Source organism: Microbulbifer variabilis, from assembly GCF_020524905.1.
In the GTDB taxonomy this organism is placed as follows: domain Bacteria; phylum Pseudomonadota; class Gammaproteobacteria; order Pseudomonadales; family Cellvibrionaceae; genus Microbulbifer; species Microbulbifer variabilis_A.
Genome location: NZ_JAIVKI010000005.1, coordinates 179937 through 201210 on the forward strand (window position 1 = coordinate 179937; position 21274 = coordinate 201210).

Below are 21274 nucleotides of genomic sequence, written 5' to 3' on the forward strand. Positions count from 1 at the left end.
AAAGTGCGGCGACCTGGATCACCTTTCTGTGAAGCTCGTATTGTTCTGGGGGAGGTTATTTTTGGAGGTATGCCCAGCATCGGTATTTATGGGCACAATAAATACCCACATACTTTATCGGGGCGCGATTGTAGCGCCTCTGTTCGCAATCGACTAGCGCCAAGGTGTGAGTCTACACAATTGATTAACTTTCAACCGGCCCGCAGATCGCATTTTCACCCCGCATCGGGTAGCATGCGCGCCGCACAGAGACTCTTCTACAGCAATTGATATCCTGGAGTACCATGACGGAGCAAATCACTCTTCGCGCCCCTGACGACTGGCATATTCACCTGCGTGACGGCGCCGCTCTGGAGCGCACCGTTGGCGATGCCGCCCGACAATTCCACCGCGCAATTGTGATGCCAAACCTGGTTCCGCCTGTCACCAACGCCGAGGGCGCAACCGCGTACCGGGAGCGTATTCTCCAGCATGTCCCAACCGGCCGTTCATTTGAACCGCTGATGGTGATTTACCTCACCGACATGACCGATGCCGAAGTCATTCGCCAGGCTCACGCAGCCGGTGTGATCGCAGCGAAGCTCTACCCCGCCGGCGCCACCACCAACTCCGACTCCGGAGTAACAGATATCGCCAATATTTACCCGGCTTTGGAAGAAATGCAGTCCTACGGCATGAAGCTGCTCGTGCACGGGGAAGTAACCACCAGTGATATCGATATCTTCGATCGCGAACACGTTTTTATCGAGAAGACTCTGTCCCGCCTGGTAGATGATTTCCCGACTTTGAAAGTGGTGTTTGAACATATCACCACCGCCCAAGCGGTCGAGTTCGTGCAGAGTGCCCGCGAAGGGGTTGCCGCAACCATTACCGCACATCACCTGCTGTACAACCGCAACCATATGCTGGTAGGCGGCATTCGTCCGCACTTCTACTGCCTGCCGATCCTGAAACGCGGCGATCACCAGTCCGCACTGATTGAAGCAGCCACCAGTGGCAGCCCGAAATTTTTCCTCGGCACCGACTCGGCTCCCCACGCGCATCACAAGAAAGAGCACGAGTGCGGCTGCGCCGGTTGCTATACCGCCTACTCTGCCATCGAGCTTTACGCCGAAGCCTTTGAACGCGCCGGAAAGCTGGATAAGCTCGAGGGCTTCGCCAGCAATTTCGGTCCCGATTTTTACGACCTGCCGCGCAACCAGGGCACCATTACCCTGGTTAAGCAGCCCTGGGCACTACCGGAAGCCCTGGAGATGGGCGGCGAAAAGCTGATCCCCCTGGCCGCCGGTGAAACCCTGAACTGGAAGCTCGTATAATTCCAGCTCGAACCTTCGCGGGTCACAAGCCCGCGAATCCCTGCTCGCCGGATTTGTATCGACACAACTGAGATTTACAAGGACCCAAAGTGACCCCCGCGGAAGAACCCACAGGACCAAAGAGCCCACTTGCCCAGCGATTTCGCGGCTTCCTGCCGGTTGTGATCGACCTGGAAACCGGCGGCTTTAACGCGCGCACCGATGCCCTGCTGGAAATTTCGGCGGTAATCCTGGATATGGATGAAGAAGGGAAACTTTTCCCACTGGAGACCCACAGCTTCCACCTGGAACCCTTCGAGGGCGCCAATGTAGAGCAGTCGGCCCTCGACTTTATCGGCATCGACCTGGAGTCCCCCGAGCGCGAAGCCTGGCCCGAGGAAATCGCCCTACCGGAAATGTTTCGCAAGATCCGTAGCGCAGTGAAGAAGCACAACTGCACCCGCGCCATTATGGTCGCCCACAATGCCCACTTCGATTTGGGTTTTGTAAATGCGGCAGTTGAGCGAACCGGTATTAAACGCAACCCTTTCCACCCGTTCTCCTGCTTCGATACCGCCACCCTCGCCGGGCTTGCCTACGGTCAAACCGTGTTAGCCAAAGCTTGCCAGGTCGCCGGTATCGAATTCGATAACAGCTGCGCCCACTCCGCCGAATACGATGCGGAAAAAACCGCAACCCTATTTTGCGGTATCGTCAACAAATGGCGGGAACTGGGTGGCTGGCCAGTGGCCAGCACGGAATTCGAGGAGCAGGAGGCCAACTAGCCTCCTGCGAGCACTCCCCTGTCAGTGGTCGGAGCAGTCCGTTCCGCCCCCCTCTGCACCCTTCTCCTTTAGCCACTCCCGTGGCGGCAAACTGCGCACTATGGATGCCACTTAGACAATTGGGTGCTTTTTTATGCAGTTTGCTGTATGATGACTCGCTAACCCAAAACACCGGACAGTCAACGTGGCCAAAAAAGCATCCTCCTCTTCCAGTCGCAAGCAGAACACACCTCTAGAGACCAGTGAGAGTATTGAGGCGCAGGTGCAGGCCTTTTTGGCGAAAGGCGGTGAAATTGAACAGGTCCCCAAGGGCGTGAGCGGCCAGACTAACACCTCCGGCCCCAAACATATCACTCTAGGCAAGAAGCCCCGCGGCTAACTTTACACCACGGCTTCCATTTCCTGCTCCACAGTTTAAGGCCCCGATTTCAGCACCTGATCATCAGCGGTTGCGAAATCGGGACCATAAAAAAAGGCCGCTATTTAGCGGCCTTTTTTATTGAAGAGCTATCCCGAATTAGGGCATCTCTTCCAGCTCCGCGCCCTCTTTCACTGCCGGCATCAGATCCTCTTTGGAGATATGCAATGCCATCAATACATTTGCGGCCACATAAATCGAGGAGTAAGTACCCACAACCACACCGACAATCAAAGCCAGGGAGAAGTTGTGAATCAGCTCGCCGCCAAAAAACTGCAGCGCCCACAGCACTAACAAAGTGGTGAACGAGGTCATAAAGGTACGGCCGAGAGTCTGGCTGATGGAGATATTAATAATCTCCTCCGGGTCTGCCTTACGGACCTTGCGAAAGTTCTCGCGGATACGGTCAGCCACAACGATGGTATCGTTCAGGGAGTAACCGATCACCGCCAGCACTGCCGCCAGCACAGTCAAATCGAAATCCAGTCCCAGCAGCGCGAAAAATCCCAACACAATGATGACATCATGTGCCAGTGCCGTAACCGCCCCGATAGAAAACTTGTACTGGAAGCGCAGAGTCACATACAGCATCACCAGCGCCAAAGCCACCAACATGCCTAAACCGCCATCGTCGCGCAGCTCGGCACCCACTTGCGGACCCACCATTTCAACGCGACGCAGGGTGACGTTGCCATCACTGCCCGCATGTAGCACTTCAACCACTTTATTGCCGATGGGCGTTGTGGCTTCCTGATTGGTGGCGCTGATCTGGGTGACTTCTTCAGTGACCTCCGGAGGCAATTTGATCATCAGCTCGTTGTCGGAGCCATAATTCACCACCGTCGCACCTTTATAGCCGGCATCCTCCAGCTGGGTGCGTACATCATTTATAAATGGGGTAACTTCAAAACCCACTTCAACCTGGGTACCGCCGGTAAAGTCCAGGCCAAACTTCAGGCCCTTGGCTGCCAGCACCCCAATTGAGGCCAGCACCAGCAGGATGGATATCGCTGCGGCAAGCTTACGCCAGCGCATGAAGTCATACACACGCTTGCCCATATACTCGGTGATTTTACCGCTTTCCACTTTGGTCTCACTCATGGCCAGTCTCCTTAAATCCAGAGCTTCTGTACACGGCGACCGCCGTAGAACAAGTTGATGATTGCACGCGTGCCCATAATGGCACTAAACATGGAGGTAAGAATACCGATCGACAGAGTCACTGCGAAGCCCTGTACCGGACCCGAACCAATCGCATAGAGGATGACCGCCACAATTAAGGTGGTGATGTTGGCATCCACAATAGTGCTGTAGGCATTATCGAAGCCAGCGCTGATCGCCGACTGGGGCGGCATCCCATTCCTGAGTTCCTCCCGTATTCGCGAGAAAATCAGTACGTTGGCATCCACCGCCATACCCACAGTCAGAACGATACCGGCAATACCCGGCAACGTCAGGGTGGCACCGAGAATCGACATCACTGCCACCAACAGAATCAGGTTAACTCCCAGGGCAAGATTGGCGGCGAGGCCAAACAGCCGGTAAGAGATCAGCATACAGATAATCACCGCGAGCAGACCGATCTGCACTGACTGCACACCCACCTTGATGTTATCCGCACCTAAAGATGGACCAATCACTCGCTCTTCCACAAAGTACATGGGCGCAGCCAAGGCACCGGCACGCAGCAACAGGGCCAATTCCTGAGCTTCCGCCGGGCTATCCAGTCCAGTTACACGGAACTGCTTACCCAGGGCGCTCTGCACTGTGGCAAGGCTGATAATTTTCTTGTCTTCGGTCTTAACCTGCTCGGTAACCTGGTTACCCTCAGCATCCATTTTGGTCTGCGGGGTAAAGCGGGTCTCGATAAACAGAGTACCCATACGGCGGCCAACATTTTTCCAGGTAGCCCGGTGCATCAGTTCACCACCGCGGGAATCCAGGGTGATATTTACCTGGGGAAGACCACTTTCGTCGTAGCCAACACGAGCATTGGTAACGCTGTCACCCTTGATAATGATCTTACGCTCCAGCCAGGCACCACCGTACATTTGCTGCTGGCGCTCACCGCGATATTCGAAGTACTCCTTATTGGTGACCAGCTCATCGGGGCTGGCCTCCATACGGTATTCCAAGTTGGCGGTCTTACCGATAATCCGCTTGGCCTCGGCGGTGTCCTGAACACCAGGCAGCTCCACCACGATACGGTTGCGCCCCTGGCGCTGTACGATCGGTTCGGCCACACCCAGCTCATTCACCCGGTTGCGCAGGGTGGTGAGGTTCTGGGATACGGCGTAGTCTTCAAGCTGCTTGATTTCCTGCTCGGACAAGGTAGCGCGAATTTCCAGGTTCTCGCCGCTGCCGGATTCGCTCAGCTGTAACTGCGGGAATTCCTTGCGCATAGTGGACAGGGCCAGGCTGCGCAACTCATCGTTGCGGAAACGCGCCACGATCTCGCGATCATCAACCAGGTCCACACTGCGGTAGCGGGCCTTGGCCGCACGCAGCTTGGTTTTCACATCCTGCGCGTAGCCTTCCATATTGGTTTTTACGATGGTGTTGGTATCCACCTCCATCAGGAAGTGCACACCACCAGCCAGGTCGAGACCCAACTTCATGGGGCTCGCACCGATATCACTGAGCCATTTGGGGGTTGTGGATGCCAGGTTCAGAGCCACCACGTAATCGCTGTGCCCCAATGCCTCTTGAATAGCGCGCTTGGCGGGCAACTGCTGGTCGATCGAGTCAAGACGGATCAGGATCGCCTTGTCACCCACCTCTCCGCCGAAGTGTTGGATGCCTGCATCATCCAGGGCTTTGCGCGCCTTAGTGAGGACGCTCTCATCCATCACCATGGCGCTGGACTGCCCGGAAATCTGCACCGCAGGGTCCGGCTTATAGAGGTTGGGCGCGGCGTAGATCAGGCCGAAGGCCACAACCGCGAGAATCAGAAAGTACTTCCAGATCGGGTAGCGATTCATGCTGTTCTCATTGTTCTAGTGTGACCCCGAGGGCCGGTAAAGCTTGGCAATTTGCCTGGATATGTGGGCACAGCGAGCGGATTGCAAGGTGCCGGGCTCCCGACAAAGGTGGAGGCGATTATACGGAGATCAGGGGGCTGAACAAATGACGGGGGCACAGCGATGCGCTCGACTGCGCCCCAAATAGGATAAAAGTGCGACAGGACTAGGCCTGCAGCGGCGGCACCTCACGGCCCAAGCGGCGGTAGAACTCCGCGACATAATCCTCCAGCGCATTGGCGGCAATTGCATCGCGCAGCTTTTGCATCAGACGTTGGTAGTGGCGCAGATTGTGAATCGTATTCAGTTGGGCACCGAGAATTTCACCACAGCGATCCAGGTGATGCAGGTAGGCGCGGGAGAAATTCTCACAGGTGTAGCAATCGCACTCTTCCTCCAAGGGGCCCGTATCGTGGCGGTGCTTGGCATTGCGGATTTTCACCACACCTTCAAAGGTAAACAGGTGGCCGTTACGCGCATTGCGCGTGGGCATAACGCAGTCGAACATATCCACACCGCGACGCACCGCCTCGACAATATCTTCCGGCTTGCCCACGCCCATCAGGTAACGCGGTTTGTCTTCCGGCATCTTGTGTGCCAGGTGATCCAAGACCTTGATCATCTCCTCTTTCGGCTCACCCACAGACAGGCCGCCAATGGCATAACCATCGAAACCAATCTCGGTGAGGCCGCGCAGGGACACATCGCGCAACTCCGGGTACATACCGCCCTGCACAATACCGAACAGCGCCGACGGGCTATCACCGTGGGCCTTCTTGGAGCGCTCCGCCCAACGCAGGGAAAGTTCCATAGACTTGCGCGCTTCATCGGTAGTGGCCGGATAAGGGGTGCACTCATCAAAGATCATGACGATATCGGAACCTAAGTCACGCTGAACGCGCATGGACTCTTCCGGGTCCAGGAATACCGGGCTGCCATCAATCGGCGAGCGGAAGGAAACCCCCTCTTCCGTAATCTTGCGCAGCTCACCCAGGCTAAATACCTGGAAACCGCCGGAGTCGGTCAGGATCGGGCCGGACCACTGGGTAAAATCGTGCAGATCGCCGTGGGCTTTAACTACTTCGGTACCCGGGCGCAGCATCAGGTGGAAGGTATTGCCCAAAATAATCTGCGCACCGATGCCCTCGATATCCCTCGGCAACATACCTTTAACAGTGCCGTAAGTACCCACCGGCATAAACGCCGGGGTTTCCACCACGCCACGAGGGAAACGCAAGCGGCCACGACGGGCCTTGCCATCAGTGGTATCCACTTCAAACTGCATAAAACATTCGCGGCTCACTGGGTATCTCCTTTCGTTGGTGCTACTTCTTCTTTTACGGCATTGGGATCACGGGTAATAAACATGGCATCGCCGTAACTAAAGAAGCGGTAACGCTCCTCAACAGCGGCCTTATAAGCGGCCATCGTATGCTGGTACCCCGCGAAGGCACTCACCAGCATCAACAGGGTGGATTCCGGCAGATGGAAGTTGGTGACCAACTTATCCACAACTTGAAATTCATAGCCGGGATAAATAAAGATATCGGTCTCCCCCACCGTGGCCTGCAACTGGCCACTGCGCGCCGCACTCTCCAATGCGCGCACACTGGTGGTACCTACCGCAATCACACTGCCATTGCGAGCACGGCAAGCGGCTACAGCATCTACGACACCCTGGGAGACATCCAGCACTTCGCTGTGCATCTGGTGCTCATAAATATTGTCCACGCGCACCGGCTGGAAGGTTCCGGCACCCACATGCAGGGTAACGAAGGCAACCTCGACTCCTTTAGCCCGAAGCGCACCCATCATTTCATCGTCAAAGTGCAGCCCCGCTGTCGGCGCTGCCACGGCACCGGCCTTGCGGCCGTATACGGTTTGGTAGCGCTCGCGATCACTGGCTTCGTCTTCCCGATCAATATAAGGAGGCAGCGGCATACGGCCGAGGCGATCCAAAATCGCCAGCACACCCTCTTCTTTCGGGAAGGACAACTCAAACAGCGCATCCTTCCTGCCTGTGACCTCGATACGAGTGCCATCTTCAAGAACGATACTGGAGCCGGGTTTGGGCGACTTACTGGAGCGCACATGGGCCCAGATATCAGTGTCGTTGAGCACCCGCTCCACCAGTATTTCCAACTTACCGCCGGTCTCCTTTTGCGCGAACAAACGCGCCGGAATCACCCGCGTATCGTTAAAGACTATCAGGTCACCTGCCTGTACCTGGTCGAGAATATCTGGGAACTGCCGGTGAACGATGGCCCCGCTGGGCCCATCCAGACACAAAAGACGGCTGCCACGGCGCTCTTCGGTAGGTGCGCGTGCGATCAGCTCATCGGGCAGATGAAAGTCAAAGTCCTGACGCTGCATGGAATCCTGGAAATTTAGAAGCTATGGAGAGGTCGCGAAGGTTATAGGAAATTTTAGGAGCTGTTAACTGGAGCGACAGAAAATGCGCTAAGTTATTGAATTCACTGGTTGACCCCGGCCAAAGCATTGCTATAATCACGCCCTCTTCGCACCGACCCCAAGGTCGAGCAGCGAAAGTGCCAGAGTGGTGAAATTGGTAGACACAGGGGATTCAAAATCCCCCGCCCTTAAAAGCGTGCCGGTTCGAGTCCGGCCTCTGGTACCATCTCTCAAACCCGCGTCAGCGCTAGCTTTCGCGGGTTTTTTAATTTTGGCTTACCTTCCCTTAATTTTGAAGAATGGCGCTTAAAAGCTCCAAAGTGTCCACATTGTGTCCACATAGAAATTTTTTGGCCCGCATTTGACCCACCTGTGGATCCCGGTTATCCGCCCCCGGCTTAGATGAAACTCTTCTTCACTTCTCTTCAAAACTCTTCAAAGTGTGAAATCCAGTTCTTACCCTAACCCCGTACCAGCTCAGGCCCTGGCCGCTTGTGTCACTTCATCAACTAAAAGAACGCCCAAAATCGGCAGGCGTGGGGGGGAGTGACCGGCGGCCATTTTGAGTGATCGAAAAACAATCGAAAGAGGTTGAAGCCGCAAAAAATCCTAAAATTCTTTGGGGGTTCTTCCAGCTTTTATCTCCAAACCTCCGTCAATTAGGAATGAAAGAAAATGAAAAGGGATACCTCCACATATCCCCCTCCACTGAAGTAGCACTTCCCAACTATTAAGGGCTTCGCAAGCCAACCAAAAAGCATCACAATATCTGAGTCTGGGTCAGTACACGGCTCAGCATGCACAGCGGCACTTTCGTACCAAAAAGTAATTGCAACGAACGCTAAGGTCTTTTCTATGGATAGAATCCTTTATCACTACACAAATGAAGCCGGTTATTCTGGCATTCTTAAAAGTAAATCCATTCGCCCTTCATTAAAGGCAAACAACCCAAAAGATGCACGCTTCGGCGCTGGCCAATACCTTAGTGATATAACTCCTGGCAGCAAAAGGCCGGGGCAACTATCTATGATATTTTTTAATATCCCATGGGCGGGGCACCGCTTCACTCATCACATCAATATTAATGTGAAGGGGCTGAGCGTCATTTATGGGCGAAAGCATGTCCACTTGATACCAAACTTAAAACCCTTGGACATTACCGAAAGGCTGACCGGCCACGGGAAAAACTAAATCGAGGTAACTCATGTCTTCTTATATTTATTCAAAGTGGCATAACAGCCCAGAAAACTGCCCAGTAGAATTCTACAGTGAGCTCAACAGCGATCGCTTTGAAACTCGAAAAGTAGAAATATTCAAAGATGGATCACTAGGCTTTGCCTCCCAAAAAGCCTCATCAAAAACAACAAGACTCGGAATTGCAGCAGTACCACCTATAGCCGAAATTGCCAATCAGGCCGAGTTTGATATAAAAACCATTACTCCTCAGCAATTTGAAGCCAAATGGAAGGAAGCTACAGGAAAGTGAGCATACATTATGTAAAAGGTGATGCCACCGCCCCTCAAACTGAGGGGCACGCGATTATTACCCATGTATGCAATGACTTGGGAAAATGGGGGCGTGGATTTGTATTGGCGATTAGCAAAAGATGGAAAGAACCTGAAAGCCAATACAAAGCTTGGTTTGATGGAAATACAAAACCACAACTTGGTGATGTTCAGTTCGTTGCAGTAACTGAAACTCTAACTGTGGCAAACATCATCGGCCAACATGGTGTTCGCTCACCTAGGAACAAAACAGCGCCTGCACCTGTTCGTTATGATTCAGTTCGAGAGGGCCTTACATTAGTCGCAGATTATGCACTGGAAAAATCAGCATCTGTTCATATGCCTAGAATTGGCTGCGGGCTTGCGGGCGGAAAATGGGAACAAATAGAACCTATTATAAATACTTCTTTGACATCGAAAGGCATCGAAGTTTTTGTTTATGATTTTGAATAACCTTTAAATCTAAACAGCAATGAATAAACACTACGATTAAAAACGCAATGATTTAAGAGTGAGTAAAAATCATAACTCTCCCTAACCACAACTACTCCAGCAAACTCAGATGAGCGCCCTGCATAGACAACAAAATCCAACGCATTTTTATATAAAAAAAGGGAATGACAATGTCACTAACTGAAGAAGTTAATGAAAAAAGAAGAGAAATAAGGACTGACGGATACGCAATGTCTATAAGTGAATGGGCATCCTAAAGGATGAAAATTCTAACAACGTAACTCCTCTTACCCTTTCAGGAACAAAATATTTACCGAGCTTGGATGGTAAAATGTGGAATAGTCCTGATAACTCAAGTTCCTCTTTCACACAAGAACTTAGACTTATCATAAAAAGGTCTAAAATTAATGTTAGCATTATTCTTAAGGAGAGCGATGAGACCTCAAAGTATGACCTATTTCAAAGGTTGAATACTGGAGGAACAGACCTAAGCCCGCAAGAAGTCAGAAATTGCATTTTAGTAATGTTAAATAAAGAATTTTATACATGGCTTAAGTCATTGGCCTCTTACCCAGCATTTCAAGAGTGTATTTCGCTCAGCGATCGACCTATTCAAGAGTCTTATGACCTTGAGCTAGCACTAAGATTTTTGATCTTTTCTTGTATTGATGAGAATGAATTGGATCAACTAGGTGACGTAGGTATATTTATTACTGAAAAAATGAGAATAATCGCAACAAATGAAAGCTTTGATCGCACTCAGTGGGAACAATTATTCAAAGAAACATTTGACCTACTTCAAGGCTCTCTTTCTGAGGAATCTTTCAAGAGATACAGCACTGAGAAAACAAAATTTACGGGCGGCTTTTTACTATCTCAGTATGAAGTAGTTGCCTACGGTATTGGTTACAATTTAAATGCTGGAAATTCAATTACCAACATACGTGAAAAAGCTAAAAATATTTGGAGCAATAATCGCTAAACGGACTGGTCAGGATCTGGGATAACTGCCACACGTCGATTACCAAGAATTTTGCCATTCGGCAGAGAGGTTTTTAATGGCGGCAATTAGAACAAAAGAAGATCTCGTTGATCGAATTGGACAAGATCATGTCTGGAGATTGAGAGAGATATCAGAACTAAAGAACCTTATCGAAGAACCGTCTGTATCCAACATAAGAAAAAGGGTCCTTTGCCGATCCGGAATAGCCCTGCTGTATGCACACTGGGAGGGGTTCGTTAAAAAATCAGGGACTTATTTTTTAGAGTATGTTGCCTCACAAAGACACAACATATCTGAACTTAGGAGCAACTTTATAACTCTTCTTGTTCGAGGAAAAATAGATAAAGCGAGCGACTCAAATAAATACTCAGCGTTCGATGAAGTAACACGCTACACTATTGAAAATCAATCCACGAGAGCAAAAATACCAATTAAGAACGTTGTTGACACTCAATCCAACCTCTCAACAACTGTTTTAAAAGAAATTATGTGGTGCCTAGGCTTAAATTATGAGCTGTATGAATCAAAAGAAAAATTAATAGATTTAAAGTTGGTCGGCAGAAGAAATTACGTAGCACATGGCGAGTCAATTGAAATTAACACGGAGGATTTTATCGAAATGGCTGATGAAGTACTGGGTCTAATGGGAACCTTCAAAAGTTTACTGGAAAACTCCTGTCTCACTGAGGCATATAAAGCTGCGTAATATCCGGCGAGCGTATACAAAATATTATCTATTCTATCGACATGTATACGCTCCTCATAAAAAGTTTATATAAGTTATGAGGCAACCCGTCCATGGCATGACAAGACCTTCCTTTCCTCCAACACCCTCCCCAACTTTATTGAATAGCAGACAACCCGCCCTGCCTCAGAATCTAAAATATGCAACCAGCGATAAAACATCGCCTTTTCTGACTTAGCAATCTCTTCCGCCAGCTCCTTTGCTTTTTCTCTGGTGGGTGCAGCAGCTTTAAAGCTGCTTGCACCGCCATTCAGTAAATGAACACCACCAACGAAAATTTCAAACCTGTTACTATTTCTTTTCATAACTTCTCTCCTTTTAAGTGTATAACCCGCTTAAGCCCGAACCGCGCTAAGCTGAGATTTCAAACCATCCGTACTACTCTTGTGCCCATTAATTGCCGCCTCTTGGGTTGGCTTTTGCCTATTACCTGGGTGTGGGTGCGTCGCGAGGGTGCCGGCAGGGGCCGACACTACGCCGATCAAATCCTCTAATACCTTCAGTACATTTAAAGATTCACTACCTAACCAAACTTTGCCGCCGTCTTTTACTTTGATGGTTTGGCGAACCTTAGCCACTGACTCGCGAATATTCCCTATTTGCTCTTTTAGGTCGCGGCCCACTGAGTGGTTGAGGTCGCTTGCAGTTGTCAGGTTTAAATTATCCAGCGCAGACATATTAAAGCTGCCACCAGACAAAAGGCGCAAAGCGCCCAGGGCTTCGACTATTTTTACCCCGGCCACTTCTTCCACGGAATGCTCACGGGCTTGGCGGTGCTCGCTGTCACAGCTTGTCTGTATTTCGGCGGACTCAATAATACGGCGCAATGAATTCTCACGAATATCCCCCATGGGTTTCCCGGCTCCAGTCTGCGCTGGCATCCACCTTTTGCCGCACTGAGTCGCTTTGCTGCCAAAGTAAATCCTCACGGTCGAGGGCTGGAACCCCTACCCCGCGCGATAACACAGTGCGAATAAAAGGCTGGTCTGGTTGGCCAAGAGTGTAGTAGGTGCTGGATCTAGAAAAGATAAAGACTTAAAAAAGGACTTATACCATGATAAGCAATGCAGAGAACCTCAATCAGCACATAATAAATGAGACTAAATATGAATTTTTACATACTAAGATATCCAAATTTCATTGACTTATCCCCGACCCAAAAGATGGCAGAATGCCCTCAGCACAAAAATCCTCTTTATAAAACAAGCTATTCCCTTTCCTCTAACACCCCACCTCTCTTTATTGAATACTCGATAAATCTTCCGGTCGATATATCAAGAATTTGCAACCATGAATAAAACTCTGCTTTTTCAGATTTAGCAATTTCTTCCGCTAGCTCCATTGCCGCTTCGTCAGTTGGTGCAGAGCCTCTATAACTTTTTGCACCACCATTCATTAAATGAATCCGCTCAGCAAAAATTGCGAATCGATTGATCTTTCTTCCCATGATCTCTCTCCTAATCGGTAATAACTGCTTAAGCCCTTACATCCTTATGCAGGGGCTGCCAACCAATCCATACTACGCTCAACTTCTCGCATCTGCGTCAGGGTCAGCTCCATCTCTTTGCGCAGATTCACACCTACAGAAACCGAAAAGCTGCGTACGTACTTCGTATAGTTCAGCATACAGATAGCGTACATTGGTCGGTTGTCATAATCCGACCGATAACGGCATCTGAATAGGCTCTCCGTCGAAAATGATGCTTCTGGTTCCCATGACTAACTCAACCTATATACTGTATATAAATACAGTATAAGATATAGTGTTCCTGGTCTGTCAACCCACAATGGACACAACATCCTTAATGAGGGCTGAATAGACTAAAAATCAATCAGTTATCGCAAATGTAAGCTTAGAAATTTTTGAGGCTTAAATGAGTCGCTAAAAAGACTGAGATTAGTCAAAATGAGGAAAAATCCGAAAATAAAATCACTGAAATTGACCATTCAGAAATCCGACTTTGAACCAACTACTAGCAATTAATGGAGACTGAAATCAATTCAACAATATTCTATTCATTAAAAAGATAACATCATCCAAAAACATAGTTATGAGCAGCCATACAAAAATGGATTTAATCACTCACTAGCATATCGTGATTTATATTGGCAAATAGATAGCGCTGAACTGATCGATCAGCACAATTATTCAATAATTGTAGGAGTTATTCCAAATGTTCGGTTTATACAGCACTGAATTAATGTATCATCACCTTGTCGATGCAGGCTGTCATTCTTAACATCCTGTTTTTATAATCCAGAACGTTCAAGATTTAGTATTGACTAACAATTGTCACTTGAAAATCTAAGGCTAGCAACATAAAGTGTCCACCTAAAAAAGTGCACTCAACATCGCTGTTTTAGCACTAGGCTTTTAAAATTATTGGATTCTCAAATGGAAAAGATTGCCATCCTTGTTGACGTACAAAATGTATATTATACCTGCAGGCAAATCTATAAACGAAACTTTGACTACAATAAGTTTTGGTCTGAGGTAACTAATGGAAGAAAAGTCGTAAAGGCAGTGGCTTACGCCATCGAACGCGGCGATAGAAAACAGTATGAATTTCAAAATATCTTGAGATCTATTGGCTTTGAAGTACGATTAAAACCTTTTACCCAGCGGTCGGATGGTTCTGCAAAAGGTGATTGGGATGTGGGGATAACGATTGATGCCATGGAATATTCAAGCTTGGTAGATACAATAGTTTTGGTTTCAGGTGATGGTGATTTTGATATTCTTGCTCATAAACTCAGATTAGATCGGGGCAAGAAGGTTGAAGTATATGGCGTACCAGAGTTGACAGCCGCCTCATTGTTTAATGCGTCAAGTGAATTTATTCCAATTGACAATAAGCTTTTACTCAAATAAACATGGGCGAAAAGTAAAATACTTTTGTTTTAGCCACCCATATTGAATCAGATGCTAAGCAGGTTGAACCAATACACTAATCGCATATTGATATCTCTTTAGGCTCTGAGTAAGAAACCTAGCTAAAGACACTATGTTGCACCCTCTAACAAAACTGTATCCAGATCCCAAAGATCAGCTTTTGTAACCTCGCAAAGACTAACGTGGTAAATGACGAACTGAAGAGACGTCATCTTCGAATAAGACATGTCGCCACCGAAATGTTTTGCCCTTAAGGTATTCCGGGTTACTGATTCTGTCCATTCGAAAATGACGGAAATCTTTGCGTACAGGGTCCCAAGCTACCAAATACCATAGTGGTGATAAAATCAGCATAGCTTGTGGCTCGACAACTCTGCTGGTTATAGCCCCCTTTGCATCACAGTACTGGAAACTTAGTGGTAGTCGTTGGAGAAAAGCTGTCTCGAAAGTGGGTAGTAGTGCGGGCTCCATTTCTTGGATATTTGATATGTCTACCTGTGGTGAGAGCTTACCAATGTATAAACAATCCAGGAACCGACGTAAGTCACGAATCTTATCCGGTGGCAAAGCTTTCTCTATTTTGGCAAGCCCAGCGTCTGCAAGGCCCGAAAAGGGCAAACTTCCGGCTGCGCGCATTGTTGCAACGCTGATGAGAAGCGCAAAAACCTCGGCAACCGAGAGGCGCGCTGTGGTTTGGACCGATTGCGGGTCTAATTGCAGGCCGCCCCCGGGACCAGGTTCGGAATGAATTATAAAGCCTTCATCGCGCAGGGCGCTGATGTCACGCAACACCGTGCGCCTTGATACGCCGACCTCTTCTGCTAAGTCAGCAACTGTAGAAGTACCTTTTCGGCGAAGGCTGCGCACAATGGCGTCTTGTCGGAGGCGAACACTCATTTTGTAAGGATAACATTAAATGGTGCCAGTATTTGGCACTATTAGACTTTAGTCTATAGACGTATATTTCAGCAATGGGGTCCTGGAATTACAAACTAAACCTGTAATCCCCTGGGAAATAACGTGGTTAGCTGGTACATAAGGCGTCCCTTGCCCCCTTAAAAAGGAGAACTAAATTGTTTAATTCAACCGATTTCCCCAAGCCCACCCTTATTTCAATCAACGGTATCGAGTTAGAAGTATTTGAAGCAGGCCAACAGAATAAGGGAAAACCAATTGTGCTTTGTCACGGCTGGCCAGAGCATGCCTATTCTTGGCGTCACCAGCTGCCTGTATTTGCCGCAGCCGGCTACCACGTTATCGTTCCAAACCAGCGTGGTTATGGCAATTCAACCCGTCCTGTCGATGTAACTGACTATGACATTGAAAACTTGTCGGGTGACCTTGTTGCACTTCTTGATCACTACGGATACAAAGATGCTACCTTTGTCGGCCATGATTGGGGTGCAATGGTGGTTTGGGGGCTTGCGCTATTGCATCCAAATCGGGTCAATAAAATTATAAATATGGCCTTACCTTACCAAGCACGCACAGAGAAACCTTGGGTCGACTTCATGGAAGAATTTCTAGGGAGCGACTATTATATCGTTCATTTTAACCGACAGCCAGGCGTTGCGGACACCGTGTTAGACGCAAATACTTCCCAGTTCCTTCGCAATATATTCTGTAAGAACGTACCTCCAGTAGCACCAGAGCCTGGAATGATGATGATCAAGCTCGCTAAAGCAGAAGCGCCACTTGGCGAGCCCTTAATGAGTGAAAGTGAGCTGGCTGTTTTTATTGTGGCGTTTGAGAAAACAGGCTTTACGAGCAGCATAAATTGGTACAGAAATTTAGACCGCAATTGGCAGATTCTGGCAGACGTAGACCCAATCATCCAAAAGCCAGCACTTATGATTTACGGCGATCAAGACTTGATCCCTAAGGCTCCAAACTTAAAAGAGTTCGTTCCCAATGTTGATATAATCTGCCTCGACTGCGGCCATTGGATTCAACAGGAAAAACCTGAAGAAACAAATCAGATAATTTTAAAGTGGTTAGGACAACAGGATGCTACCTAGGGAAAAGGCCACTTTGATATCAAAAATAACACTGAAATTATCTGAGTAATTTATGGATGCAGTTAAATTTACTACTTCCCGTTACTCAGATACTTTTCTCGTACTTGATTAATCATACCGCCAGCCTCTAGCACTTCGAGTTCATCCGCTGACAAATCACTACGTAAATTAATGCTCTCTCCAGAGGACTTTATCAGCAACTCTATTGAATTGTTAGACTTCAGTTGTGCTATTGGCTTGTCAATTTCAAGAATTGAATCTTGCTCAAGTCGAGCATAATCCTCTAAATTCTCAAAAAGCAGTGGCAGTACACCAAAGTTAATAAGATTACGGCGGTGTATACGAGCCATGCTTTTTGCGATGATGCATCTTACCCCAAGAAAACGCGAAGCTACTGCTGCATGTTCTCGGCTGGAACCTTGTCCGTAATTTTCACCTCCTACAACAAAACAGTCACCATTCAATTTCATTGCCCGCTGGTAAAAATTTTCATCGATACGAGAAAATGTGTAGCGACTGATGGCGGGGATATTTGAGCGCAAAGGTAAAATCTCAGCTCCGGCGGGCAGTATTTCATCGGTAGAAACGTTGTCACCCGCTTTCAATAATAGCGGGCCCGTTAAAACATTCGGCAGCTTATCGAAGTTTGGTAACGGTTTGATATTCGGACCTTTAATCAGCTCAACAGCTACTGGGATTTCTTGGGGTGGCTGGAGTAATGGTCTTATATCTGGCAGGTATTCCGGCTCATTAAAGCTGGGATAGTCCATGTCCAGGTCACGAGGATCGGTGATCACGCCTTTCAATGCACTGGCAGTAGCGGTTTCAGGGCTGCATAAATAGACTTGGTCATCTGCTGTGCCGGATCGACCAGGGAAATTACGTGGCACAGTACGTAGGCTGATACGGCCAGTGGCGGGGGCTTGCCCCATACCAATACAGCCGCCACAGCCTGTTTGGTGCAAACGGGCACCCACTTCCAGTAATTTTGTGAGATCACCGCTCCGGCTAAGCTCTTCGAGTAATTGGCGCGAGGTTGGGTTGATATCAAAAGAGACTTCGTCGGCTAAGCGACGACCTGCAACGATGCGCGCTGCTATGGCGAAATCACGCAGCCCGGGGTTAGCCGAGGAGCCTATATAGCTCTGATAAATCGGGCGGCCCGCCACCTCACGTACGGTTACCACATTATCTGGACTGGATGGGCAGGCGATTAGTGGCTCAAGATCAGATAAATTGATGGTATCCTCTTCGTCATAGCTCGCACCCTCATCTGCTTTCATTTCTACATAATCGCCTTTCCGATGCTGCTGTTTGAGAAAGGCTTTCACAGCTTCATCGGCGGGAAAGACACTGGCAGTGGTACCCATCTCCTGCCCCATATTGGCGATCACATGGCGGTCCATCGCGGTCAGATGAGCGAGGCCAGGGCCATGATACTCGACAATCTTATTCACACAGCCCTTGACGGTTTGCCGGCGTAACATTTCCAGAATAATGTCCTTGGCACTGACCCAGGGCGGTAATTTTCCCTCAAGCCTTACGCCCAGCACTTTCGGCATTTTTAGTGCAAAGGGAACCCCAGCTATGGCCATTGCCACCTGTAGGCCACCGGCACCAATGGCCAGCATACCCATAGAGCCGGCTGCACACGTATGGCTATCGGCGCCAAGTAACGTCTTGCCGGGGATATCAAAGCAGGCCATATGCACTGGGTGGCTGACACCATTACCGGGACGCGAAAACCACAGTCCAAATTTGCGACAAGCACTTTGTAGGAACAAGTGATCATCGGCATTTTTGAAGTCCGTTTGTAGTAGGTTATGGTCTACATACTGCGCGGAGAGCTCAGTCTTGATTTGTGATAAACCGAGCGACTCTAGCTCTAACATTACCAGAGTACCGGTGCCATCCTGAGCCAACGTCTGATCAATCTTTATCTCTATTGGAGTCCCGGGTTCCAATGAACCACTCACCAGATGGCTCTTGATCAGTTTCTGTGCGAGGTTCATAGCCATAATGGGTACCCTTATAGGAAGTTCCTTAGCCCGGGAAGCTCCCCTTTCGGTGCTTTCTTGGACCTGATTTATTGTAGCCCGGCTCAAGATAGTTATTATGTGCGCCTAACTGCTCCTATATATTTACAAAGATAATCGGGCGTCTGGCTGATACCCTTGAACTTTCTTGCAATAGGGAAATATACAAGTCTTATCACGCCACAAATATCAGATTTTCTTTATAGTCTTGCTGCAGTAAGCACATCCATTTAAGAACGAGTTTTTTGGTGAATTTTATATTTTGAGAATGTACAACTTAAGAAAATTAAGTATATGTGCTTTAAAACTCCCAGATAATTATCAGTTACTCGACTTTATCCACGCATCAATTTTCTTTGTTATCACCATCTCTACCAGAATTATTTAATGAGAAGTTTCACTAACAAGGAAACAGTTAACATAGTATTTTATTGATATCAGCGACCTCCTTTGAAGTGCATTGATAAATCTCATCATTTAAAGCTTAAATTACCAACTCGAGTGCTATCTTTCTACAGTTACCTGCATTCAATGAAGCGAAGGGGAGTCAACAGTGGCGATCAGAATCCTATCTATTGATGGAGGGGGGATAAGGGGGATATTACCTGGTGAAATATTGGTCTCTCTTGAAGATAAGCTGAAAGTGAAATCAGGTAACTCGGACGCCAGGATAGGGGATTTTTTTGACCTAATTGCAGGATCAAGTACCGGCGCAATATTAGGCGCGGCATATATCTGCCCGAACAAAGAGGGAAGACCAAAATTCTCAGCACAGGAAGCCGTTGATATTTACCTCAAAGAAGGAGGTAAGGTATTTGATACTGGAATCTGGCCCTACCTGGATAAATGGAGACTACTCAGGGGAGAAAAGTACTCCACACATGAACTGGAAAAGGTACTAAAGAAGCACTTTGGCAAAACAAAGTTAAGTAAACTATTAAAACCCACTTGTTTCGTCTCCTATGACATCAAAAAACGAGAGCAAATCATATTTAGACAACATTGTGCCATAGTGAAAAATGAGGATTTCTTGGTAAGAGACTTATTACGAGGTAGTACCGCTGCACCAACCTACTTTGAACCCGCACGCATTTATTCGTTACCACCTGCAAATAAAAAATATATCCTGGTAGATGGTGGAATGGTAGCCAGTGATCCAGCCTTATGTGCCTATTCAGAGGCCATTAAGTTCAGCGATGTGGGTGGAATTAAAGATATGATCATTGTATCTCTAGGTACTGGTAAACAACTAATAAGCTATAAATACAAAGAGGTGAAAGACTGGGGCATTTTTAACTGGGCAAGGCCCTCTATCGATATCGCTCTGAATGGCGGAGCTCAATTAACTCATTATTACCTGAAACAAATTTCATCCACCGTAGAAAACACCAAGTACTACCGGATTCAGCCAAATCTGTATGATGCCTCCCCAGCGATGGATAACGCATCACCAAAAAATCTGATAAAGCTAAAGAATTCCGGAGAAATGAATGCAAGGTATTTTGATAAAGAGCTAGATGAAATTGCTACGATACTGACAAGTACTCAAGGCTTTCATAAATATCAGCATAATCCTTAGAGGGGACTCTAGCATGCTAAATGGAGCAATGCTTGTCTGGTTTATTTTCTCAGCTATGAGCGTGATCTTTGTCATTTGGGATTCGATCACCAATACACCAACCAGCTGGGTGCAGCGTATGGCGTGGATATTGGTTGTTGTATATACAGGTGTTGTCGGACTCTTCCTCTATCTACTAACCTGTCGACGCCCTTTTCCTGGTGGGCACGATGCCTTTACACGCGCTACCTGGAAACAAAGCGTTAATAGTGAAATGCATTGCCTGGCCGGGGATGCCACCGGCATTGTTATTGCTGCGTCCATCGTCCCCTTCTTTGGGCTCACCAATGGCTGGGATGCCACCATTGAGTATATTGCCGGCTTTATTTGTGGACTGTTTATTTTTCAGGCGATGATGATGCTTGGTATGTATCAGGGAAATTATCTAAGGGCAGTGCGCAAAACCTTCTTCGCCGAGACCGTTTCTATGAATATGGTGATGGGCGGAATGATTCCGACCATGGTGATCCTGGCTTCTCTATGGCCTGAATCGGAAGACCCTAGCAAGGCCACGTTTTGGTTTCGTATGAGCCTTGCAAGTATCGTCGGTGGTGTCATTGCTTATCCAATCAACTATTGGCTTGTTAAAAACCATTTGAAGCACGGTTGTATGACATTGCCGGGGCGAGATGGGCCTGCGCCATGCCTGGGTTTCTGTTCACCAGAGGATAATCATGGTGCCAGTAACAAGCCAACTGAGCCCGCTCCTCCCCATTCTATACAAATAGGTCATGAGGATCATGGAATGATAATGCGTTCACTACCCATTGCTGTCTCTAGTATTTGGATAGTGGGAACCTTCTTGTTTCTTTTGCTTGCAATATTGGTGACTAATCACTTTGTACCCTTGAAGTTTTGATTGACTATTTAATAATCAGCGCTAAAAGGTCGAAAAGCTAAAATCAGGTTATCCACAGATTTAAAGATTTATGGTAAAATCAGGAAAATGTATTGCGTTCTATTGAGCTTAAGGACTTCGCACTTTATAGGAATGAAACTCGCCTCTGCGACCTGATCCCAGACATTATACGCCGTATAATGGCGTGTCTTATGTTTAAAAAATTGCGATTTG

Annotated in this window: 22 protein-coding genes and 1 tRNA gene; 13 read left to right on the top strand and 10 right to left on the bottom strand. The window is 48.1% G+C overall.

Going from position 1 to position 21274, the window contains the following annotated elements:
• The first annotated feature begins 284 nt into the window (after positions 1–284).
• The 3 genes from pyrC (at position 285) to LC073_RS08610 (ending at position 2459) form a co-directional block, all read left to right on the top strand.
• On the top strand, positions 285–1316 hold the full coding sequence (gene pyrC / locus LC073_RS08600) for a dihydroorotase (RefSeq protein ID WP_226646110.1): 1032 nt from the start codon (positions 285–287) through the stop codon (positions 1314–1316).
• 89 nt (positions 1317–1405) lie between these two features.
• Positions 1406–2080, top strand: coding sequence for a ribonuclease T (gene rnt / locus LC073_RS08605; protein WP_226646111.1), 675 nt, complete (start codon positions 1406–1408; stop codon positions 2078–2080).
• Positions 2081–2264: 184 nt separating this feature from the next.
• Positions 2265–2459 carry a hypothetical protein gene (locus tag LC073_RS08610; protein ID WP_226646113.1) on the top strand — a complete coding sequence of 65 codons (195 nt, stop codon included), beginning with the start codon at positions 2265–2267 and terminating at the stop codon, positions 2457–2459.
• Positions 2460–2597: 138 nt separating this feature from the next.
• On the opposite strand, the gene secF is transcribed toward LC073_RS08610, so the two are convergent.
• From secF to queA, 4 genes are all read right to left on the bottom strand, one after another.
• Positions 2598–3599 carry a protein translocase subunit SecF gene (gene secF, locus LC073_RS08615; RefSeq protein WP_226646115.1) on the bottom strand — a complete coding sequence of 334 codons (1002 nt, stop codon included), beginning with the start codon at positions 3597–3599 and terminating at the stop codon, positions 2598–2600.
• A gap of 11 nt (positions 3600–3610) precedes the next feature.
• The gene (gene secD, locus LC073_RS08620) at positions 3611–5479 is read right to left on the bottom strand and encodes a protein translocase subunit SecD (protein WP_226646117.1); all 1869 of its coding nucleotides are present in this window, start codon (positions 5477–5479) and stop codon (positions 3611–3613) included.
• Positions 5480–5684: 205 nt separating this feature from the next.
• Positions 5685–6821 (bottom strand): tRNA guanosine(34) transglycosylase Tgt, encoded by a 1137-nt coding sequence (gene tgt / locus LC073_RS08625; RefSeq protein ID WP_226646119.1) that lies wholly within the window; start codon positions 6819–6821, stop codon positions 5685–5687.
• Positions 6818–7891, bottom strand: a complete 1074-nt coding sequence (queA, locus tag LC073_RS08630; protein ID WP_226646121.1) for a tRNA preQ1(34) S-adenosylmethionine ribosyltransferase-isomerase QueA — start codon at positions 7889–7891, stop codon at positions 6818–6820. Before queA ends, tgt begins: the two co-directional genes overlap by 4 nt.
• 178 nt (positions 7892–8069) lie before the next feature.
• Here queA and LC073_RS08635 point away from each other — a divergent pair.
• The 6 genes from LC073_RS08635 to LC073_RS08660 all read left to right on the top strand — a co-directional run bounded on the left by LC073_RS08635 (position 8070) and on the right by LC073_RS08660 (position 11598).
• Positions 8070–8156: transfer RNA gene (locus LC073_RS08635), tRNA-Leu, on the top strand.
• 629 nt (positions 8157–8785) lie between these two features.
• Entirely contained in the window at positions 8786–9121 is a 336-nt protein-coding gene (locus tag LC073_RS08640) for an HYD1 signature containing ADP-ribosyltransferase family protein (protein WP_226646124.1), read from the top strand.
• Positions 9122–9134: 13 nt separating this feature from the next.
• Positions 9135–9416, top strand: a complete 282-nt coding sequence (locus LC073_RS08645) for a DUF6881 domain-containing protein (RefSeq protein ID WP_226646126.1) — start codon at positions 9135–9137, stop codon at positions 9414–9416.
• Positions 9392–9889, top strand: coding sequence for a macro domain-containing protein (locus LC073_RS08650; RefSeq protein ID WP_226646127.1), 498 nt, complete (start codon positions 9392–9394; stop codon positions 9887–9889). Before LC073_RS08645 ends, LC073_RS08650 begins: the two co-directional genes overlap by 25 nt.
• Before the next feature lie 244 nt (positions 9890–10133).
• A complete protein-coding gene (locus LC073_RS08655) occupies positions 10134–10871 on the top strand; it encodes a DUF262 domain-containing protein (RefSeq protein ID WP_226646128.1) in 738 nt (245 codons plus the stop codon).
• Positions 10872–10947: 76 nt separating this feature from the next.
• Entirely contained in the window at positions 10948–11598 is a 651-nt protein-coding gene (locus tag LC073_RS08660) for an MAE_28990/MAE_18760 family HEPN-like nuclease (protein WP_226646129.1), read from the top strand.
• A 74-nt stretch (positions 11599–11672) separates the two neighbouring features.
• Here LC073_RS08660 and LC073_RS08665 read toward each other — a convergent pair whose 3' ends face one another.
• The 4 genes from LC073_RS08665 to LC073_RS21665 form a co-directional block, all read right to left on the bottom strand.
• A complete protein-coding gene (locus LC073_RS08665; protein ID WP_226646130.1) occupies positions 11673–11942 on the bottom strand; it encodes a hypothetical protein in 270 nt (89 codons plus the stop codon).
• Positions 11943–11972: 30 nt separating this feature from the next.
• Positions 11973–12518, bottom strand: coding sequence for a hypothetical protein (locus LC073_RS08670; RefSeq protein WP_226646131.1), 546 nt, complete (start codon positions 12516–12518; stop codon positions 11973–11975).
• Positions 12519–12844: 326 nt separating this feature from the next.
• On the bottom strand, positions 12845–13084 hold the full coding sequence (locus LC073_RS08675) for a hypothetical protein (RefSeq protein WP_226646132.1): 240 nt from the start codon (positions 13082–13084) through the stop codon (positions 12845–12847).
• 44 nt (positions 13085–13128) lie between these two features.
• Positions 13129–13263 carry a hypothetical protein gene (locus LC073_RS21665; protein WP_264190468.1) on the bottom strand — a complete coding sequence of 45 codons (135 nt, stop codon included), beginning with the start codon at positions 13261–13263 and terminating at the stop codon, positions 13129–13131.
• A 769-nt stretch (positions 13264–14032) separates the two neighbouring features.
• On the opposite strand from LC073_RS21665, the gene LC073_RS08680 reads away from it, so the two are divergent.
• Positions 14033–14509 carry an NYN domain-containing protein gene (locus tag LC073_RS08680; protein WP_226646133.1) on the top strand — a complete coding sequence of 159 codons (477 nt, stop codon included), beginning with the start codon at positions 14033–14035 and terminating at the stop codon, positions 14507–14509.
• Between the two features lie 198 nt (positions 14510–14707).
• On the opposite strand, the gene LC073_RS08685 is transcribed toward LC073_RS08680, so the two are convergent.
• Complete coding sequence (locus tag LC073_RS08685; RefSeq protein WP_226646134.1) at positions 14708–15427, bottom strand: helix-turn-helix transcriptional regulator; 720 nt, start codon at positions 15425–15427, stop codon at positions 14708–14710.
• A 176-nt stretch (positions 15428–15603) separates the two neighbouring features.
• Here LC073_RS08685 and LC073_RS08690 point away from each other — a divergent pair, with 176 nt between their 5' ends.
• Positions 15604–16548, top strand: coding sequence for an alpha/beta fold hydrolase (locus LC073_RS08690; RefSeq protein ID WP_226646137.1), 945 nt, complete (start codon positions 15604–15606; stop codon positions 16546–16548).
• 71 nt (positions 16549–16619) lie between these two features.
• Here LC073_RS08690 and LC073_RS08695 read toward each other — a convergent pair whose 3' ends face one another.
• Positions 16620–18566, bottom strand: a complete 1947-nt coding sequence (locus tag LC073_RS08695; RefSeq protein ID WP_226646139.1) for an aconitate hydratase — start codon at positions 18564–18566, stop codon at positions 16620–16622.
• Between the two features lie 571 nt (positions 18567–19137).
• On the opposite strand from LC073_RS08695, the gene LC073_RS08700 reads away from it, so the two are divergent.
• Together LC073_RS08700 and LC073_RS08705 are read left to right on the top strand one after the other, a co-directional pair.
• Entirely contained in the window at positions 19138–20163 is a 1026-nt protein-coding gene (locus LC073_RS08700) for a patatin-like phospholipase family protein (RefSeq protein ID WP_226646142.1), read from the top strand.
• A gap of 13 nt (positions 20164–20176) precedes the next feature.
• Positions 20177–21061 (top strand): DUF4396 domain-containing protein, encoded by an 885-nt coding sequence (locus LC073_RS08705; RefSeq protein WP_226646144.1) that lies wholly within the window; start codon positions 20177–20179, stop codon positions 21059–21061.
• Positions 21062–21274: the final 213 nt, after the last annotated feature.

Excerpts from the sequence above, each read along its gene's own strand:
- LC073_RS08645 (WP_226646126.1), top strand. The coding sequence starts at position 9,135 with ATGTCTTCTTATATTTATTCAAAGTGGCATAACAGCCCAGAAAACTGC.
- LC073_RS08695 (WP_226646139.1), bottom strand. The coding sequence starts at position 18,566 with ATGGCTATGAACCTCGCACAGAAACTGATCAAGAGCCATCTGGTGAGT.
- LC073_RS08655 (WP_226646128.1), top strand. The coding sequence starts at position 10,134 with ATGGGCATCCTAAAGGATGAAAATTCTAACAACGTAACTCCTCTTACC.
- LC073_RS08680 (WP_226646133.1), top strand. The coding sequence starts at position 14,033 with ATGGAAAAGATTGCCATCCTTGTTGACGTACAAAATGTATATTATACC.
- pyrC (WP_226646110.1), top strand. The coding sequence starts at position 285 with ATGACGGAGCAAATCACTCTTCGCGCCCCTGACGACTGGCATATTCAC.
- LC073_RS21665 (WP_264190468.1), bottom strand. The coding sequence starts at position 13,263 with ATGCTGAACTATACGAAGTACGTACGCAGCTTTTCGGTTTCTGTAGGT.
- LC073_RS08665 (WP_226646130.1), bottom strand. The coding sequence starts at position 11,942 with ATGAAAAGAAATAGTAACAGGTTTGAAATTTTCGTTGGTGGTGTTCAT.
- LC073_RS08660 (WP_226646129.1), top strand. The coding sequence starts at position 10,948 with ATGGCGGCAATTAGAACAAAAGAAGATCTCGTTGATCGAATTGGACAA.
- LC073_RS08675 (WP_226646132.1), bottom strand. The coding sequence starts at position 13,084 with ATGGGAAGAAAGATCAATCGATTCGCAATTTTTGCTGAGCGGATTCAT.
- queA (WP_226646121.1), bottom strand. The coding sequence starts at position 7,891 with ATGCAGCGTCAGGACTTTGACTTTCATCTGCCCGATGAGCTGATCGCA.
- secF (WP_226646115.1), bottom strand. The coding sequence starts at position 3,599 with ATGAGTGAGACCAAAGTGGAAAGCGGTAAAATCACCGAGTATATGGGC.
- LC073_RS08705 (WP_226646144.1), top strand. The coding sequence starts at position 20,177 with ATGCTAAATGGAGCAATGCTTGTCTGGTTTATTTTCTCAGCTATGAGC.
- LC073_RS08640 (WP_226646124.1), top strand. The coding sequence starts at position 8,786 with ATGGATAGAATCCTTTATCACTACACAAATGAAGCCGGTTATTCTGGC.
- LC073_RS08650 (WP_226646127.1), top strand. The coding sequence starts at position 9,392 with ATGGAAGGAAGCTACAGGAAAGTGAGCATACATTATGTAAAAGGTGAT.
- LC073_RS08685 (WP_226646134.1), bottom strand. The coding sequence starts at position 15,427 with ATGAGTGTTCGCCTCCGACAAGACGCCATTGTGCGCAGCCTTCGCCGA.
- LC073_RS08670 (WP_226646131.1), bottom strand. The coding sequence starts at position 12,518 with ATGCCAGCGCAGACTGGAGCCGGGAAACCCATGGGGGATATTCGTGAG.
- secD (WP_226646117.1), bottom strand. The coding sequence starts at position 5,479 with ATGAATCGCTACCCGATCTGGAAGTACTTTCTGATTCTCGCGGTTGTG.